Genomic DNA, 16,042 nt, shown 5'->3' with positions numbered 1-16,042 from the left:
AGTCCCGCTTGGCTACGTGGTTTGCCAAGGCGAGGTTCGGACAGATGCCAGCATCCCGATTGATTATTCTGAGCGTGGCGATAGCCGCGGCCGGTGGTGCAGGCTATGTCGCGAAGAACATGGTCGTGGCTCCGCCGCCTCCGGTTGTCGATTCCGGTCCTCAGGCGCCGGCGATCGCGCTGCAGGATGTGCTTGTCCTTTCCGGCGACGTTCCGATGGGCAGTCCGCTTGAAAACAACATTTCCTGGGAGTCATGGCCGTCCGCCGGCATCAACGCAAATTTCATCACCCGCGCCGCCGAGCCTGAAGCGCTGGACAAGCTGAAGGGCGCCGTCGCTCGCGTGGCGCTCTACGCCGGCGAGCCGCTGCGGCGCTCGAAGCTGATCGGTGAAGGGCAAAGCTTCATGTCGTCGATCCTGCCCTCCGGCATGCGGGCCGTTGCCACAAGCATCTCGGCCGACACCTCGGCCGGTGGCTTTATTCTTCCCAACGATTTCGTCGACGTCATCATGACCCGCAGAGCCGATCCCGCCAATGGCGGTGGTCCGGGCTTCACGACCGAAACTATCCTGAAGAACATTCGCGTCCTGGCGATCGACCAGACCATTCAGGAGGACGAGGAAGGTAAGAAGACCAGGGTTGGCCAGACCGCCACCCTGGAACTGACGCCGCAGCAGTCCGAGATCATCACCGTCGCACAGCAGATGGCGGATCGCCTGACATTGGCGCTGCGCTCGATCAAGGACAGTCAGGACAAGAATGTGGGCGAAGCCGATTACCTGGTTTCCGGCAATGGCCGGCGCGGAACCGTGCGGCTGATCAAGTCGGGCGAAGTTTCCGAAGTGGGGGCAAGGAAATGAGGCTAAAAACCAAACTGCCGCTCATCCTGGCTGCGGCGATCGGCCTGTTTCTCCTTGGAACGAATGCATATGGCATTGTCGATGCCAGTGCGGCGGGCAATGCCAGGGTGACGGCTTCGACCGCCACCCAGCGGGTCAAGCTCGGACTGAACAAGTCGGTGGTCATCGACCTCCCGAGCGATGCCTACGACATTCTCGTCGCCAACCCCGCTGTAGCCGACGCGGTGACCCGCACTGCTAGGCGCATCTATCTGTTTGGAAAGGCGGTCGGCGAGACAAATATCTTCGTCTTTGGCCCGAATGGCGAGCAGATCGTCAGCCTTGACCTAGCGGTCGAACGTGACGTTGCCGGGCTGGAGGATTATATCAAACGCTTCATCCCGTCATCGGAGGTTAAGGTCGAGTTGCTGAACGACAACGTCGTTCTGACCGGAACCGTGGACACTCCTCTGGACGCCAAGCGCGCGGCCGATCTGGCAACCATTTTCGTGTCCGGCGGCGAGGCAACCACGGGTCAATATTCGCAGACCGCTGCCGGCGGTTCGGCTGAAGCCGGCGTCGCGATCGATAACCCGGATGCCGAGCGCCGCGTCAGCAAGATCGTCAACTTGCTGCAGATCATCGGCGACGACCAGGTGACGCTGAAGGTGACGGTCGCGGAAGTCAGCCGCTCGGTGATGAAGCAGCTCGGCGTCAACATGGTGGGCAACGGCAGCAGCAACGGCATCAGCTGGGGCGCGGTAAGCGACAATTTCACTGGTTTGGGCAAGTCGCTGTCGAACTCGGGCCTCTCTATCGGCAGCTCGACGCTGCAGGCCTACATCAATGCCATGGAACAGTCCGGTGTCATGAAAACCCTCGCCGAACCAACATTGACGGCCGTATCCGGCGAGAAAGCGACCTTCAAGGTTGGCGGCGAATACAATATGGTGACCAGCGTTTCCCAAGCCGTATCAAATGATAACCAGACCGGTCTGAAGACGTATTCTGTCGAGAAGATCGAATACGGCATTGGCCTGGAATTTCAGCCGGTGGTGCTGTCTCCCGGCCGTATCAGCCTGAAAGTCAGAACCTCGGTTTCCGAGCCGACAACGGAGGGGTCTGTGTCTTTGTCCGAAGGTGTAACGAGCCCGGGCATGAATGCCCTGTCTCTCCGCAAGCGCTTGGCCGACACAACGGTGGAACTGCCTTCGGGCGGCTCGATGATGATTGCCGGCCTTGTCCGCGATGATCTCAGGCAAGCTGTTAACGGCTTGCCCGGTCTGACAAAGATTCCAGTGCTTGGCGCGCTGTTCCGCAGCAGGGATTTCGTTCGCAACGAGACCGAGCTCGTCATCATCATTACGCCCTATCTGGTGAAGCCGGTGGCGCGCAATGATCTTGCCAAGCCGGATGACAATTTCAACGCCGCCAGCGATGGCGCCGGCATTTTCCTTGGCCGCGTCAACCGTGTCTACGGCACCATGCAGACCGACAAGCCCAACGGCCGTTACCACGGCGTTGTCGGCTTTATCTACAAGTAAGCGGGGAAGCGGTCATGTCTAAGGCAACATCGAAGGCACGGGCGATCACCGCGACGCGGTCAGTCCATTCGCGAATCTGGCGGCCGGCCGTTCCCATTATGGCGATCGCGGTGGCGGCATTGCTGGCCGGCTGCGCCAATCGCGACAGCGTCACGGTGGGTGCCATACCGGACGATTATCGCACCACCCATCCGATCGTCATAGCCGAGAAGATACAGAAGATCGACCTTCCGGTCGGCGCCGGCGACCGTGGCATGACCAGATCCCAGCGTGACACGCTCCTGGGCTTTCTGGACGGATACGACAGGAGCGCGGCTCCGGTGCTGACGATCGAGATTCCGAGCGGCTCAGCCAACGAAATCGCAGCGGCCGCGGCCGGCCGCGATTTCGCCAGGCTGGCCATAGCCAGCGGCATCAGCCGGAAGCGGATCGACATGCGGTCCTACCAGTCTGTTTCGGCCGAAGCGTCGGCACCGGTCCGTGTTGCCTACGTCTCGGTGAAGGCTCAGACGGATAAATGCGGTCGCTGGCCCGAAGACCTGCTGCAGACTTCGGAAAACAAGCACTATGCCGATTTCGGCTGTTCGTATCAGAACAACCTGGCTGCCCAGATGGCCAATCCGTCCGATCTGATCGGGCCACGCAAGCCGACGCCGATCGACGCGGAAAATCGCGGTGCTGTGATCGACGTCTATCGTGACAGAGGTATTTCGGACGAATTCCTCGGCAATTCGGAAGTCGAATATTAACGAGTGTTGAGGCTCAACAAACCCTAAGCCGCGCAAGTCACGGAAAGTGATGACAATGAGCAATCTTGCCTATGACACAGAGGTACCGGGCGGCGAAACCTCGGAGCAGGATCTTGCCGCGATGCAGGCGTTGCGGCCGATCCCGCGCATTTCGATCCAGGCATTTTGCGAGACCGAAGGCGTAGCCAATCCGGTCGAGCGCGCCGGCGAGGATCGCCGCATGGCCAAGGCCCATTTGAAGGTGCATATGGGGGGCATCCCCACCGCTATCGAATTCTATCAGTCGGCGCCGACGCCGAACCTGATCCTGCTTGAATCGCGCAGCGAGCCGAAGCTGTTGCTGGAACAACTCGCCCAGCTCTCCGAGCATTGCGACCCGACCTCCAAGGTGGTGGTTGTCGGCCACTACAACGACGTCGGCCTGTACCGCGAACTCATCCGTTCGGGCATTTCCGAGTATGTCATCGCGCCCGTATCGATGGCCGACATCGTCAGCGTGGTGTCTTCGATCTTCGTTGATCCGGAAGCTGAGCCGATCGGCCGCTCGATTGCCTTCATCGGCGCCAAAGGCGGCGTCGGCTCGTCGACCATAGCCCATAATGTGGCCTGGGCCATGTCGTCCCTTTTCAAATCCGAAGTGGTTGTCGCCGATCTCGACCTCGCCTTCGGAACGGCCAATATCAATTTCGACCAGGATCCGGCGCAAGGCATTGCCGAGGCAGTCTTCTCGCCGGAACGCGTCGACGAGGTCTATCTCGACCGGCTGCTCGCCCAATGCGCCGAGCACCTGTCGCTGCTTGCGGCCCCTTCGACCCTGGAGCGGGTCTACGATTTCGATCCCGACGCCTTCACCCAGCTTATCGACATAGCCCAGCGTAGCGCGCCGCTCCTCGTGCTCGATGTTCCCCACGTGTGGGCCGGCTGGACCAAGAACACGCTGGTCAAGGCCGACGAGATCGTCATCACGGCGACGCCCGAACTGGCCAATCTGCGCAACACGAAGAACCTGGTCGACATGCTGAAGCGGCTTCGTCCGAACGACCCCGCGCCAAAGCTTGTGATCAACCAGGCCGGTGTGCCGAAACGTCCTGAGATTACGCCGTCCGACTTCTCCGAATCGCTCGGCCTTTCGCCGATGTCGGTCGTCCCGTTCGAGCCGCTTTTGTTCGGAAATGCTGCGAACAACGGACGTATGCTCGGTGAGATGGATGCCAAGAGTCCGGTTGTCGCCACGATCAACGAGATCGCCCATGTGCTGACAGGGCGCAGCGAAATCAAGGTGAAGAAAAAGGCTGGCCTCGGCAATCTGATCGGCAAGCTTTCGCGCAACAAGAAGTGATGCCTCAGCGGTGGAATTGGTAAGCGATCATGTTTGGTAAAAGAGGCAGCGACGACGGCAACCGGACCATTCCGGAATTCCGTCAGCCAGCACCCGCACCTGCTGCGCCGGCGGCCGCGAACCCTGTGGAAGCGGCTGTAACTGCCAGGCCGGCGGCGCTGCCGCCATCCGGCGCGCCTGCCGCGCCGGCGGTTCGCCGTGCGGTCGAGCCGCCGCCATTGGCCCCGGAGCCGAAAAGTATCCAGCGCCAAAAGAGCGAAACCTACTACGACACCAAAAGCCAGGTCTTCGCCGCACTCATCGATACGATAGATCTGTCGCAGCTCGCCAAACTCGATCCCGAAAGCGCGCGCGAGGAAATCCGCGACATTGTCAACGACATCATCGCGATCAAGAATTTCGCGATGTCCATCGCCGAGCAGGAAGAGCTTCTCGAGGATATCTGCAACGACGTTTTGGGCTACGGGCCGCTGGAGCCACTGCTTGCCCGCGACGATATTGCCGACATCATGGTCAATGGCTCCAAGAACGTCTACATCGAAGTCAACGGCAAGGTCGAGCAGACCGGCATCCGTTTCCGCGACAACCAGCAGCTCCTCAACATCTGCCAGCGTATCGTCAGCCAGGTTGGCCGCCGCGTCGATGAATCAAGCCCGATCTGCGATGCGCGTCTTCCTGATGGCTCCCGTGTCAACGTCATCGCACCGCCCCTGGCTATCGACGGCACCGCACTTACCATCCGCAAGTTCAAGAAGGACAAGCTGACGCTCGACCAGCTGGTCAAGTTCGGCTCGATTTCTCCGCAAGGAGCCGAGATTCTCAAGATCATCGGGCGTGTCCGCTGCAACATTGTCATCTCGGGCGGTACCGGCTCAGGCAAGACGACGCTGCTCAATTGCCTGACCAACTATATTGACCGCGAAGAACGCGTCATCACCTGCGAGGACTCAGCTGAGCTGCAATTGCAGCAGCCGCATGTGGTGCGTCTCGAAACCCGTCCGCCCAACCTCGAAGGCGAGGGCGAAGTGACCATGCGCGACCTGGTCAAGAACTGTCTGCGCATGCGCCCCGAACGTATTATCGTCGGCGAAGTGCGCGGACCCGAAGTGTTCGACCTGCTGCAGGCGATGAACACCGGCCATGACGGCTCGATGGGAACGATCCACTCGAACAGCCCGCGCGAATGCCTCAACCGCATAGAGTCGATGATCGCCATGGGCGGCTACACGCTGCCGCAAAAAACCGTGCGCGAAATCGTCGTCGGCTCCGTCGACGTGATCATACAGGCTGCACGCCTGCGCGACGGATCGCGGCGTATCACCCACATCACCGAGGTGATCGGCATGGAAGGCGACGTCATCATCACCCAGGACATCGTTCTCTATAACATCAAGGGCGAGGACGCGAACGGCCGGCTGCTGGGCGAGCACGTGTCGACTGGCATCGGCCGTCCGCATTTCTGGGAGCGCGCCCGCTACTACGGTGAGGAGCAGCGCCTCGCGGTTGCGCTCGAGGCGATGGAGAAACGCGCTGATTGATCCGTCTGGAAGCGTGGGGGCCAGGGTCGATGTTCGGAATTGACGGCACCGTATTGGCATTCGTCGTGCTCGCCGGCTTCAGCGCCGGCGCGGTGGCCTATGCTTTCCTGTTCAACCGGATCAGCACCGAGAAGCAGGTCGGCAAGCGGCTTGAATCGATCAAGACCGCCGAGACGGATCGTTCCGTCGTCAAGGCGTCGCGCGATCGCGTGGCGGAAGCGGCCAAGCGTCGCAAGTCCGTCCAGGATTCGCTGAAGGATCTCGATCAAAAGCAAAAGTCCAATCAGAGCCTGGTCAAGAAACCACCGCTGAAGATCCAAATCCGTCAGGCCGGCATGAAGATCTCGCTTGAGCGCTTCTATGTCTACTCGGCGGTCTGCGGCGTCGTCTTGACGGCTCTTGTCTATTTCATCGGCGCACCGTTGCTGGTCTTGCCGGCTGCGCTGCTGGTCGGCGTCTTGGGTCTGCCCCGCTGGTTCGTCTCGTTTCGCCGCGCGCACCGCGTCAAGGCGTTCCTCAACGAATTTCCGAACGCGCTCGACATCATCGTGCGTGCGGTAAAATCCGGCCTGCCGCTGAACGACGCCGTGCGTCTGATCGCCAACGAATCCCCCGAGCCGGTCAAGACCGAGTTCCGCCGCATAGTCGATTCGCAGCAAATGGGTTTGTCGATCCCTGACGCGGCCATGCGCATGCCAGAAACGATGCCGTGCACCGAGGCGAGCTTCTTCGGCATCGTCATCCAGATCCAGTCTCAGGCCGGCGGCAATCTTTCCGAAGCGCTGGGCAATCTTTCGCGCGTGCTTCGCGACCGCAAGAAAATGAAAGCCAAGGTCCAGGCATTGTCCATGGAAGCCAAGGCATCCGCCGTGATCATCGGCGCGTTGCCTTTCGTCGTCGCCTTTCTCGTCTATTTGACGAGCCCGAACTACATCATGCCCCTCTTCATCACCAGCACCGGCCATCTGATCCTCGGTTGTTCCGGCATCTGGATGTCGATGGGCGTCCTGGTAATGCGCAAGATGATGAATTTCGAAGTCTAGGACTCGCGTATGACCGATCACGTCATCAGAACTCTCACCGACCCGTCCCTGCTGATCGCACTGCTGGTCGGCATCGCGGTGTTTGCGACCGTCTTCACGCTGCTGCCCGCTTTTGGCGGGAACCAGCTCAAGGCGCGCATGAAATCCGTAGCGCTGGAGCGCGATGAGCTGCGCGCCAAGCAGCGCGCGCGGCTGGCAGTCGAAGCCGACCGCCGCCGCAAGGGCCTGCGCGAAGAACAGTCGGTCGGCATGCGCAATATTGTCGATCGCCTGGATCTCAGGCGTGCGCTGGCGGATGAAGGTACCTTGCAGAAATTGAAAGTGGCGGGTTTTCGCGGGCAAAATCCGCTGACGCGCTTCCTTTTCTTCCGTCTCGTCCTGCCCTTCATCGGCTTTGCATTGGCGGCGATGTATCTGTTCGTGCTCGGCGGATTGCCCGAGCAGCCGCTTTTCGTGAAGCTGTTCGTGTGCATCGTGGTAGCCTATGCGGGATTCTACGCGCCGGTGCTCTACGTCAACAACCGCGCTACCAAGCGCAAGCAATCGATTCAGATGGCGTGGCCGGACGCGCTCGACCTGTTGCTGATATGCGTCGAGTCCGGCATGTCGGTGGAAGCGGCGCTTCGCAAGGTCGCCGATGAGATCGGCGCGCAATCGGTGGCATTGGCGGAAGAATTCATCCTGACAAACGCCGAGCTTTCCTATCTGCAGGAGCGCAAGCAGGCCTACGAGAACCTTGCAAGCCGAACTGGCCTGGAATCCGTCAGGTCGGTGTCCCAGGCGTTGGTTCAGGCCGAGCGCTACGGCACGCCCGTGGCGCATGCGTTGCGGGTGCTTGCCAGTGAGAGCCGCGACATGCGCATGAATGCCGCCGAGAAGAAGGCGGCCGCGCTGCCGCCGAAGCTCACCGTGCCGATGATCCTGTTCTTCCTGCCGGTGCTGTTCGCCATCATTCTGGGTCCCGCCGGCATCCAGGTGAGCCAGCGCGGCATCTTTGGCGACCAGCCGAAATCCAGCAGCGAGTAGCGCCAGCGGCGTTGCCAGAAACGCTGATACGATTCAGGGCCACGCTGCCGGTGCAGCGCGGCTCTGCTAGACATGTTGCGGAATTCGCGCGCCGGTTCGGCGCTCGAAGCGGTCAGTTGGTGGCGGGCTTTGCCTTGTCCTGGTCCTTGAGCTGGCTCCAGGCATTCTGCTGCGCCAGCATCTGGCGAAGGTAAGCGACGTTAGCCTGCGCCTGATCCGGCGACAGCTCTTGCGAGGCGATCTTCTCGGCCTCGTCGAAACGGCCTTGCAGACCGACGACCAGCGCAAGGTTCTGGCGGACGCGGCTATCTGCATTCGGCTGCTGGGCGGCTGAGCGCATATAGGTTTCGGCCGTGCGCAAATCACCTTCCAGCACGTACGACATGCCGAGATTGGAAAGGATCGACGGTTCGTTCGGCCTGAGATCCAACGCCTTGCGATAGCCTTGGCGCGCCTCGTCCTTTTGGCCGAGCTGGTCGAGAATGGCAGCTTCCGCCGACACCAGTTTCCAATCAGGATATTCAGGGGTCTGCGCGCGGCGCACGGCATCGAGAGCCGGTTCGAACTGTCCGTTGGCGGCAAGCGCCTTGCCATAGGCGGCGAGCACGTCGCGGTCCTTCGGCAGGGCGATCGCCAGCTTGCGCATCACCGCAAGCGATTGGTCTGCGTCGCCGTCCATCTGCAGCGCCGCGGCATAATTTGTCGCGATCCGCTTGTCGCTGGGGTTTTTCGAATAGGACTGGCCGAGCGCCATCGTAGCGTTGTGCAGTTCGCCCGCCGACATTGTTTCCAGCGGCTTGCCGCTTGGACGAGAAATCGAGCCAGTCGTCAATTTGCTGGTTCCGCAGCCAGCGACGCCTGCGGCAAGCGCCATCATCAACGCCGTGCTGATCAGCCTATTTGCGCTGGCGTTCATCCTGCGGTTGGTCGGCATCGGCACCAGGGCTCCGTTCATGCGCGTGACCATTTGCGAGGTCATCTTTCCTCCCGCAGAAATATTCTGTTAACCCTAACGGAGAGTTAAGAAACGCCGACTCGGAAGCCGGAGGCCAGCGAAATGCCTGTCGAACTCGTCGAGAAAGAATTGAGCAATGCGCTGCCGGTCCATCTGGTGGCGAAGGATGCTCTGGCGGCGGCGGGCCTTGCGCCATCGTCGGTCGCCTGGGCCAAGGCCAACGGCTTTTCCGGCGAGGCCGGCCGGACGCTGATCGTGCCTGGCGACAACGGCGCGATTGCCGGAGCCCTGTTCGGCACCGGTGATGGCGAGGGCGCACTGGCCATCGGCGCACTAGCGAGAGCCTTGCCCGCAGGCGAGTGGCATTTTGCGTCCGCACCGGCCAAGCCGGAGCTTACGGCACTCGCCGTGGCGCTCGGCGGCTATGTCTTCACCCGCTACGGCAAGAAGCCAGGCAAGACGCTTCGCCTCGCGCTGCCGGCAGGCACCGACGCCGCCCGCATCCGCCGCCTCGCCGATGGCATTTTCCTGGCGCGCGATCTGGTTAACACGCCGACCAGCGATATGGGCCCCGGGCAGTTGGAGAAGGCCGCCCGGACCTTGGCCGCGACGCACAAGGCCGAAATATCGGTGACCAAAGGCGACGATCTTCTTACCGCCAACTTTCCGATGATCCACGCCGTCGGTCGGGCTTCTGCCGACGCGCCACGCCTGATCGACATGATTTGGGGGCCGAACAATGCCCCCAAGATAACGCTGGTCGGCAAGGGCGTCTGCTTCGATACAGGCGGTCTCGACATCAAGCCGTCCTCGGGCATGCTTTTGATGAAGAAGGACATGGGTGGCGCTGCCAACGTGCTGGGTCTCGCTTCCATGATTATGGCCACCGGGTTGAAGGTTCGGCTGCGCGTGCTCATCCCGGCTGTCGAGAATTCGATAGCCGGCAACGCCTTCCGGCCAGGCGACGTGCTGGTGAGCCGCAAGGGCATTACCGTCGAAATCGGCAACACCGACGCCGAAGGACGGCTGGTGCTCGCCGATGCCCTGGCCTTGGCCGATGACGAAGAGCCGCAGATGCTGGTCGATATGGCAACGCTGACAGGCGCTGCCCGTGTTGCGCTCGGTCCTGACTTGCCGCCGTTCTATACCGGTGACGAGACGCTTGCATCCGAGCTGGCGGACGCGTCCGTTGCGGTCGAGGATCCGCTATGGCGGATGCCGCTGTGGAAGCCCTATGACGCCAAGCTGGCGTCGAAGGTGGCCGACGTCAACAACGTCACGCCGGACGGTTTTGCCGGCTCGATCACCGCGGCGCTTTTCCTGAAGCGCTTCGTGGAAAAGACCGCCGGCTGGGCGCATGTCGACATCTTCGCCTGGAACCCGTTCGACCGCCCGCACGGCCTTGCCGGTGGCGAAGCGCAAGGCATCCGGGCGCTGGAGCAGGTCATTTCGAACCGCTACGGCTGATTCTCGGGCATAGCCGACGAAGGTATTGACTGAAACGGAACCGAAACAATTTTCCGTCATGCTGGACGGATGTCGATTATCATGCGTCCAAGCCAGGCCTTGCGACTATGGCAACAGGTGGTGTTATCCGAGGTGCGTGACGACGCGCCCGATCTCACTATGCGCCAGACGGCGATCCTGTTCACCATCTATCTCGATCCGCCGCCACATACGGTGCGGGGGTTAGCCGCCCGCCTCAACGTCACCAAGCCGGTGATCACCCGTGCGCTCGATACGATGGGGGCGCTGAAACTGGTGTCGCGCCACCGCGACGAGCTCGACAAGCGCAACGTGCTGGTCAGGCGTACAGTCGAAGGCGCGCTCTTTGTCGAGCGCTTTGGCGATGTTATCATTGCCAGAGCCCAAGAGTTGCCCATTTGAACGAGTTGCCGATTTGACCGCCAGGGATGCCCGCCTCCATGCCTTCCGCTCCGATCTCGCCGACGCCAGGCTGAAAGGCGAGGTTTCCGCCGACCGTTTCGTCGCCGGCCGGCCGGCTCGCATATCAGCCTCCGTCGCCGATGTCCGCAAGGCTCCGCGCCCGGATGCCGGCGTCGATACCCAGCTTCTGTTCGGCGAAGACGTCCTCGTCTTCGAGGACGTTGAGGGCTGGGCCTGGATACAGGCCGAGCGCGACGGCTATGTCGGCTATGTCGCCGACACTGTGCTGGGCGGTCGGGACCATGCGCCCACGCATGTTGTCTCGGTGCCGCGCACTTTCCTCTATCCGGGACCGGATTTGCGGTTCCCGATCAGCGGGCAACTCTCGATGGGATCGGCGGTAACAGTGAAAGGCGCGACTGAAACACGCCGCACGTACTATGCTCTGCTGCCATCCGGCGAGGCGGTCATATCTGACCATCTCAGGCCTGTCGCCGAGGTTGCCCCCGACTACGTCGCGGTCGCCGAGGCGTTTCTCGGCACGCCCTATCTGTGGGGCGGCGTCTCCGGATTCGGCATCGATTGTTCCGGTCTCGTGCAACTTGCAATGCACATGGCTGGCAGGCAAGTGCTGCGCGACACCGACATGCAGGCGGCGACCGTCGGTGAACCGCTCGACCTCGGGCCGGATTTTGCCGGGTTGCGGCGCGGCGACCTGGTCTTCTGGAAAGGCCACGTCGCGATCATGACGGACCCGGAGACCATGATCCACGCCAACGGCCACACCATGCTGGTGTCGCGTGAAGGACTGGGGGAGGCGATCGCCCGTATCGGTTATCTCTATGGCGGCCCGACCGGGTTTCGCCGGCCGTAACGCGAATCGATCACCTTTTGTTCTGATTCTGCTTGGCGATTGCGCGTTGCCGCGCTACCTCTGGCGCGTGACAGAGCAGCCGCGCCTTGCCCAACAGAATGCCGCCGTCGTCCTGCCCCAGCCATTCGTCAAATGGTTTGCGGAAAAGGGCTGGTCGCCGCGCGCCCACCAGATCGATTTGCTGGCCAAAGCCCAGGGTGGGCAGTCGGTATTGCTGATCGCCCCGACCGGCGCCGGCAAGACGCTGGCCGGGTTCTTGCCATCGCTGACCGAACTGGCCGGCCGGCCGAGGAGAAGGCCGGGGCAGGCGCATCGAGGCATCCACACACTCTACATCTCGCCGCTGAAGGCGCTGGCCGTCGACATCGAGCGCAATCTCGGCAAACCCGTCGAAGAAATCGGGCTGCCGGTCACCGTCGAGACGCGCACCGGCGACACGCCCGCACACAAGCGCCAGCGGCAGAAGCTGGCGCCGCCCGACATTCTCCTGACCACGCCCGAGCAATTGGCGCTGCTGATTGCTGCGCCCGATGCCAAGCGCTTCTTCGAGGACCTGCGCTATGTCGTGCTCGACGAATTGCATTCGCTGGTGACCTCGAAGCGCGGGCATCTCCTGTCGCTCGGGCTGGCCCGGCTGCGCTCGTTTGTGCCCGCCCTGCAGACGATAGGCCTGTCGGCGACGGTCGCCGAGCCTGACGAATTGCGGCGCTGGCTGGTCAGCCAGAATCCACCGGGGCCGATGGCCGAACTGATCGTCGTCACCGGCGGCGCCAAGCCCGACATCTCCATTCTCGATTCGGAGGAGCGCGTGCCGTGGGCGGGACATTCGGCCCGCTACGCAACGCCGGAAATCTACAACGAGATCAAGCGCCACAAGACAACCCTGCTGTTCGTCAACACGCGCAGCCAGGCGGAGTTGCTGTTCCAGGAGTTGTGGCGGGTCAACGAGGAGACCTTGCCGATCGCGCTGCATCACGGCTCGCTCGACGTCGCGCAGCGCCGGCGTGTCGAAAAGGCAATGGGCGAGAACACCCTGCGCGCCATCGTCGCCACGTCGACGCTCGACCTCGGCATCGACTGGGGCGATGTCGACCTGGTCGTCCATGTCGGCGCGCCGAAAGGTGCCAGCCGGTTGGCGCAGCGCATCGGCCGCGCCAACCACCGTATGGACGAGCCGTCCAAGGCGATCCTGATACCGGCCAACCGCTTCGAGGTGCTGGAATGCAGGGCGGCGCTCGACGCCAATTATCTCGGTGCCCAGGATACGCCGCCGCTGGTCGATGGCGGGCTCGACGTCCTGGCGCAGCACGTGCTGGGCTGTGCCTGCGGTGCGCCGTTCCATGCTGATGCGCTGTTCGAGGAGGTGCGGACGGCAGCACCCTATGCCGATCTCGATCGCCCGACATTCGATCGCGTCATCGATTTCGTCGCCACTGGCGGCTATGCGCTAAAGAACTACGAGCGCTATGCCCGCATCCGGTTGAACAAGGACGGACTGTGGCGGGTCTCAAATCCTCGCGTCGCCCAGCAATACCGGCTCAACGTCGGCACCATCATCGAAGTGCCGGCGCTCAACGTCCGCTACGTCCAGGCCGGCAGCAGAGGCGCGGCTTCGCGTGGCGGCCGGGTTCTGGGCAAGATCGAGGAGGCGTTCCTCGAAACGCTGACGCATGGCGACACCTTCATGTTCGCCGGCAAGGTGCTGCGCTTCGAAGGTATCCGCGAGAATGAGTGCTTTGTCTCGAATGCACCCGGCAGCGACGCCAAGGTGCCGTATTACGGTGGTGGCAAATTCCCGCTTTCGACGTACCTGGCCGAACAGGTCCGCGCCATGCTGGACGATCCGCAGCGCTGGAAGAAGCTGCCGGAGCAGGTCGCCAACTGGCTACGCTTCCAGGCCGACAAGTCGGTGCTGCCGAAACGCGACGATCTGCTGATCGAGACCTTTCCGCGCGGCAACCGCTACTATCTGGTGGCCTATCCGTTCGACGGCAGGCTGGCGCACCAGACGCTCGGCATGCTGCTCACCCGCCGCCTCGACAGGGCGGGAGCCAAGCCGCTCGGCTTCGTCGCCACCGACTATGCGCTTGCCATATGGTCGCTGGCCGATATGGGCCATATGTTCAGGGCGAAGAAACCGTCGCTGGCTGCGCTATTCGATCAGGACATGCTGGGCGACGACCTCGAAGCCTGGCTCGCCGGCAGTTGGTTGTTGAAGCGCACCTTTCGCAATTGCGCGCTGATCTCGGGATTGATCGAGAAACGCCACCCGGGGCAGGAGAAGAGCGGCCGCCAGGTAACCGTGTCGACGGATCTCATCTACGACGTGCTGCGCAGCCACGAGCCCGACCATATCCTTTTGCAGGCGACGCGTGCCGATGCCGCGACCGGTCTCTTGGATGTCAGCAGACTTGCCGAGATGCTCTCGCGCGTCCAAGGTCGAATCATGCATAAGAACCTCGAGCAGATATCGCCGCTCGCCGTGCCGATCATGCTCGAGATCGGCAAAATGCCGGTGCATGGCGAGGCCGATGACACGCTGCTGATGGATGCAGCCACGCTGGTCGAGGAGGCCATGGGGACGAAATGACTGTCGCGCTCGCCATGGCTGCGCCTCTGGCGGATGCGGGCGCTGTCCGTATCGCCGGCGAACGCGCGATCTGCGACCGTCGCGGCGTGCTCTATTTTCCCGAATTCCGGCTTCTGACCGTATCCGACCTGCATCTGGAAAAAGGCTCATCACTGGCCAGGCGCGGCACGCTGGTCCCACCTTACGACACCGGTGCGACGTTGCTCCGGCTGCAGGCGGTGATCGCCGATTATCAGCCTGCGATCGTTATCAGCCTGGGCGACAGTTTTCACGATGGCGGCGCCGCCGCACGTATGCACGCGAGCTTTCGCCAAAGGCTGGAAGGGCTGATGGTCGGGCGCGACTGGTTCTGGGTCGCCGGCAATCATGATCCTGAAGCGCCGGCCGACTTGCCAGGCGAGACCGTGCACGAGCTGGCCATAGGCTCGCTACTCTTCCGGCACGAGCCTTCGGCGGTGAGAGTGGAAGGCGAGATATCAGGCCACCTGCATCCTTGCGCCCGCATCGTGCAGCAAGGCCGTTCGGTGCGGCGTCGTTGCTTTGCCGGCGATGGCGGCCGCATGATCATGCCGGCTTTCGGCGCCTATACCGGCTCGCTCAACGTGCTCGATCGCGCCTATGCCGGGCTGTTCCGCCGCGAAACGCTGATGGCCTATATGCTTGGCACAGAGCGCATTTTCGCGATTTCCCACACGATGCTCAGGCCGGGCTAAACCTACCTGCCGTAGTACAAAGCGACCGTGTGCTTGGCCTCGGCGAAGAACAGCCAGCGCTCGACCAGCATTCCGGCGAGTTGGGCGATTGCGGCGAGTATCGACAGTGCTGCCGCATAGGGCCACGGCAAGGCGAACGCCGCGACCAGCAGCAACGCGGGCAAAGCAAAGGCCAGCACCTGCGTGATCTGGCGGAGTTTAGCGCTGTGCTTGCGCGCAATGCGAAAACCCATCTCCTTGAGCAGATAGTTTTCCTCGGTATGCGGCCATTCCAGCGACCGCACCGTGCCGCCGGAAAGCCCGGTTGCGGTGTTGGCGTTGGTCGGGATCTCCAGCCTGTCATTGTATCGCCAGGTCGCCAGCTTCAAACCCCAGCCGAGCGCGGTCAGCAACAGGGCACCCGCCAGAAGCATATTCGAGCCTGCGGCAAATCCCTGCAGCAGGGCGTTGAGCAGTACGCTGCCGGTCATCGCCGAAAAGACCAGGTAGGCGGGCAGGGTGAAGCGGCTGTGCCACTGGGCAATCGGCTTCAACGACGCGTAGATCATGCCGGTGGTGCAGACGGTTGCGACCGCGCCGATGGCAGCGAGCAGCCCGGCGACAGCCGCCCAGCCGCTCGTACGGCCGAGGACCACCCAGCCAATAGCGAACAACCCCGCCGGCACGAAGGTGGCGACCGAGGCAACACCTTCGCGCGACAGCCATGAGCTACGCCATTGCGAGAAGGCACGCCAGGCGCGTTCGGGCCGGCCGAGATGGCCGGCCGACGACAGCAGGCCTGTCGAGATCAGGCCAAGCGCCAGCCCCATGCCGGTGAGGCCAAGCCAGAAATCGGGCGGGATAAAGCCCTGTCCGGCGAGCACGCCAAGCAGCGCGAGCAGGCCGTAACCGGCGCCCGTGGCCGTGGTGAAAAAGACGACGGAGAAGGCTGGATGCATGAAGGCA

14 protein-coding genes are annotated in these 16,042 nt (G+C 62.4%); 12 read left to right on the top strand and 2 right to left on the bottom strand.

The annotated features are described in order from the left end of the window. Window positions 1–44: 44 nt before the first annotated feature. From cpaB to NKI97_RS16500, 7 genes are read left to right on the top strand one after another with little or no spacing between them, the layout of a single operon-like run. Window positions 45–860, top strand: a complete 816-nt coding sequence (gene cpaB, locus NKI97_RS16530; protein ID WP_023676931.1) for a Flp pilus assembly protein CpaB — start codon at window positions 45–47, stop codon at window positions 858–860. Next, window positions 857–2,383, top strand: coding sequence for a type II and III secretion system protein family protein (locus tag NKI97_RS16525; protein WP_352448619.1), 1,527 nt, complete (start codon window positions 857–859; stop codon window positions 2,381–2,383). The genes cpaB and NKI97_RS16525 overlap by 4 nt, the downstream gene beginning before the upstream one ends. Before the next feature lie 14 nt (window positions 2,384–2,397). After that, window positions 2,398–3,132 carry a CpaD family pilus assembly protein gene (locus tag NKI97_RS16520; protein WP_352448620.1) on the top strand — a complete coding sequence of 245 codons (735 nt, stop codon included), beginning with the start codon at window positions 2,398–2,400 and terminating at the stop codon, window positions 3,130–3,132. 55 nt (window positions 3,133–3,187) lie between these two features. Next, a complete protein-coding gene (locus tag NKI97_RS16515; protein ID WP_352448621.1) occupies window positions 3,188–4,471 on the top strand; it encodes a CpaE/TadZ family protein in 1,284 nt (427 codons plus the stop codon). A gap of 29 nt (window positions 4,472–4,500) precedes the next feature. Further along, window positions 4,501–6,009 (top strand): TadA family conjugal transfer-associated ATPase, encoded by a 1,509-nt coding sequence (locus NKI97_RS16510; protein WP_352448622.1) that lies wholly within the window; start codon window positions 4,501–4,503, stop codon window positions 6,007–6,009. Window positions 6,010–6,038: 29 nt separating this feature from the next. After that, window positions 6,039–7,052: a type II secretion system F family protein gene (locus NKI97_RS16505; protein ID WP_023676935.1), complete on the top strand. Its 1,014-nt coding sequence runs from the start codon at window positions 6,039–6,041 to the stop codon at window positions 7,050–7,052. A gap of 9 nt (window positions 7,053–7,061) precedes the next feature. After that, the gene (locus NKI97_RS16500) at window positions 7,062–8,078 is read left to right on the top strand and encodes a type II secretion system F family protein (RefSeq protein ID WP_023676936.1); all 1,017 of its coding nucleotides are present in this window, start codon (window positions 7,062–7,064) and stop codon (window positions 8,076–8,078) included. A 112-nt stretch (window positions 8,079–8,190) separates the two neighbouring features. Here NKI97_RS16500 and NKI97_RS16495 read toward each other — a convergent pair whose 3' ends face one another. Next, complete coding sequence (locus NKI97_RS16495; protein WP_352448681.1) at window positions 8,191–9,012, bottom strand: tetratricopeptide repeat protein; 822 nt, start codon at window positions 9,010–9,012, stop codon at window positions 8,191–8,193. Between the two features lie 123 nt (window positions 9,013–9,135). On the opposite strand from NKI97_RS16495, the gene NKI97_RS16490 reads away from it, so the two are divergent. The 5 genes from NKI97_RS16490 to pdeM all read left to right on the top strand — a co-directional run bounded on the left by NKI97_RS16490 (window position 9,136) and on the right by pdeM (window position 15,097). After that, window positions 9,136–10,500 (top strand): leucyl aminopeptidase family protein, encoded by a 1,365-nt coding sequence (locus tag NKI97_RS16490; RefSeq protein WP_352448623.1) that lies wholly within the window; start codon window positions 9,136–9,138, stop codon window positions 10,498–10,500. Between the two features lie 69 nt (window positions 10,501–10,569). Then, window positions 10,570–10,920 carry a MarR family winged helix-turn-helix transcriptional regulator gene (locus NKI97_RS16485; protein ID WP_023676939.1) on the top strand — a complete coding sequence of 117 codons (351 nt, stop codon included), beginning with the start codon at window positions 10,570–10,572 and terminating at the stop codon, window positions 10,918–10,920. A gap of 13 nt (window positions 10,921–10,933) precedes the next feature. Continuing rightward, window positions 10,934–11,794, top strand: a complete 861-nt coding sequence (locus NKI97_RS16480; RefSeq protein WP_352448624.1) for a C40 family peptidase — start codon at window positions 10,934–10,936, stop codon at window positions 11,792–11,794. A gap of 67 nt (window positions 11,795–11,861) precedes the next feature. Next, window positions 11,862–14,384, top strand: coding sequence for a ligase-associated DNA damage response DEXH box helicase (locus tag NKI97_RS16475; RefSeq protein ID WP_352835389.1), 2,523 nt, complete (start codon window positions 11,862–11,864; stop codon window positions 14,382–14,384). Further along, window positions 14,381–15,097 (top strand): ligase-associated DNA damage response endonuclease PdeM, encoded by a 717-nt coding sequence (pdeM, locus tag NKI97_RS16470; RefSeq protein ID WP_352448625.1) that lies wholly within the window; start codon window positions 14,381–14,383, stop codon window positions 15,095–15,097. The genes NKI97_RS16475 and pdeM overlap by 4 nt, the downstream gene beginning before the upstream one ends. Before the next feature lie 2 nt (window positions 15,098–15,099). Here the strand turns inward: pdeM and NKI97_RS16465 are convergent, their stop codons facing one another. Beyond that, a complete protein-coding gene (locus tag NKI97_RS16465) occupies window positions 15,100–16,035 on the bottom strand; it encodes a dimethyl sulfoxide reductase anchor subunit family protein (RefSeq protein ID WP_352835331.1) in 936 nt (311 codons plus the stop codon). Window positions 16,036–16,042: the final 7 nt, after the last annotated feature.

Source organism: Mesorhizobium sp. M0296 (assembly GCF_040321675.1).
Taxonomy (GTDB): domain Bacteria; phylum Pseudomonadota; class Alphaproteobacteria; order Rhizobiales; family Rhizobiaceae; genus Mesorhizobium.
This window is presented reverse-complemented; position numbering and strand designations above follow the sequence as displayed.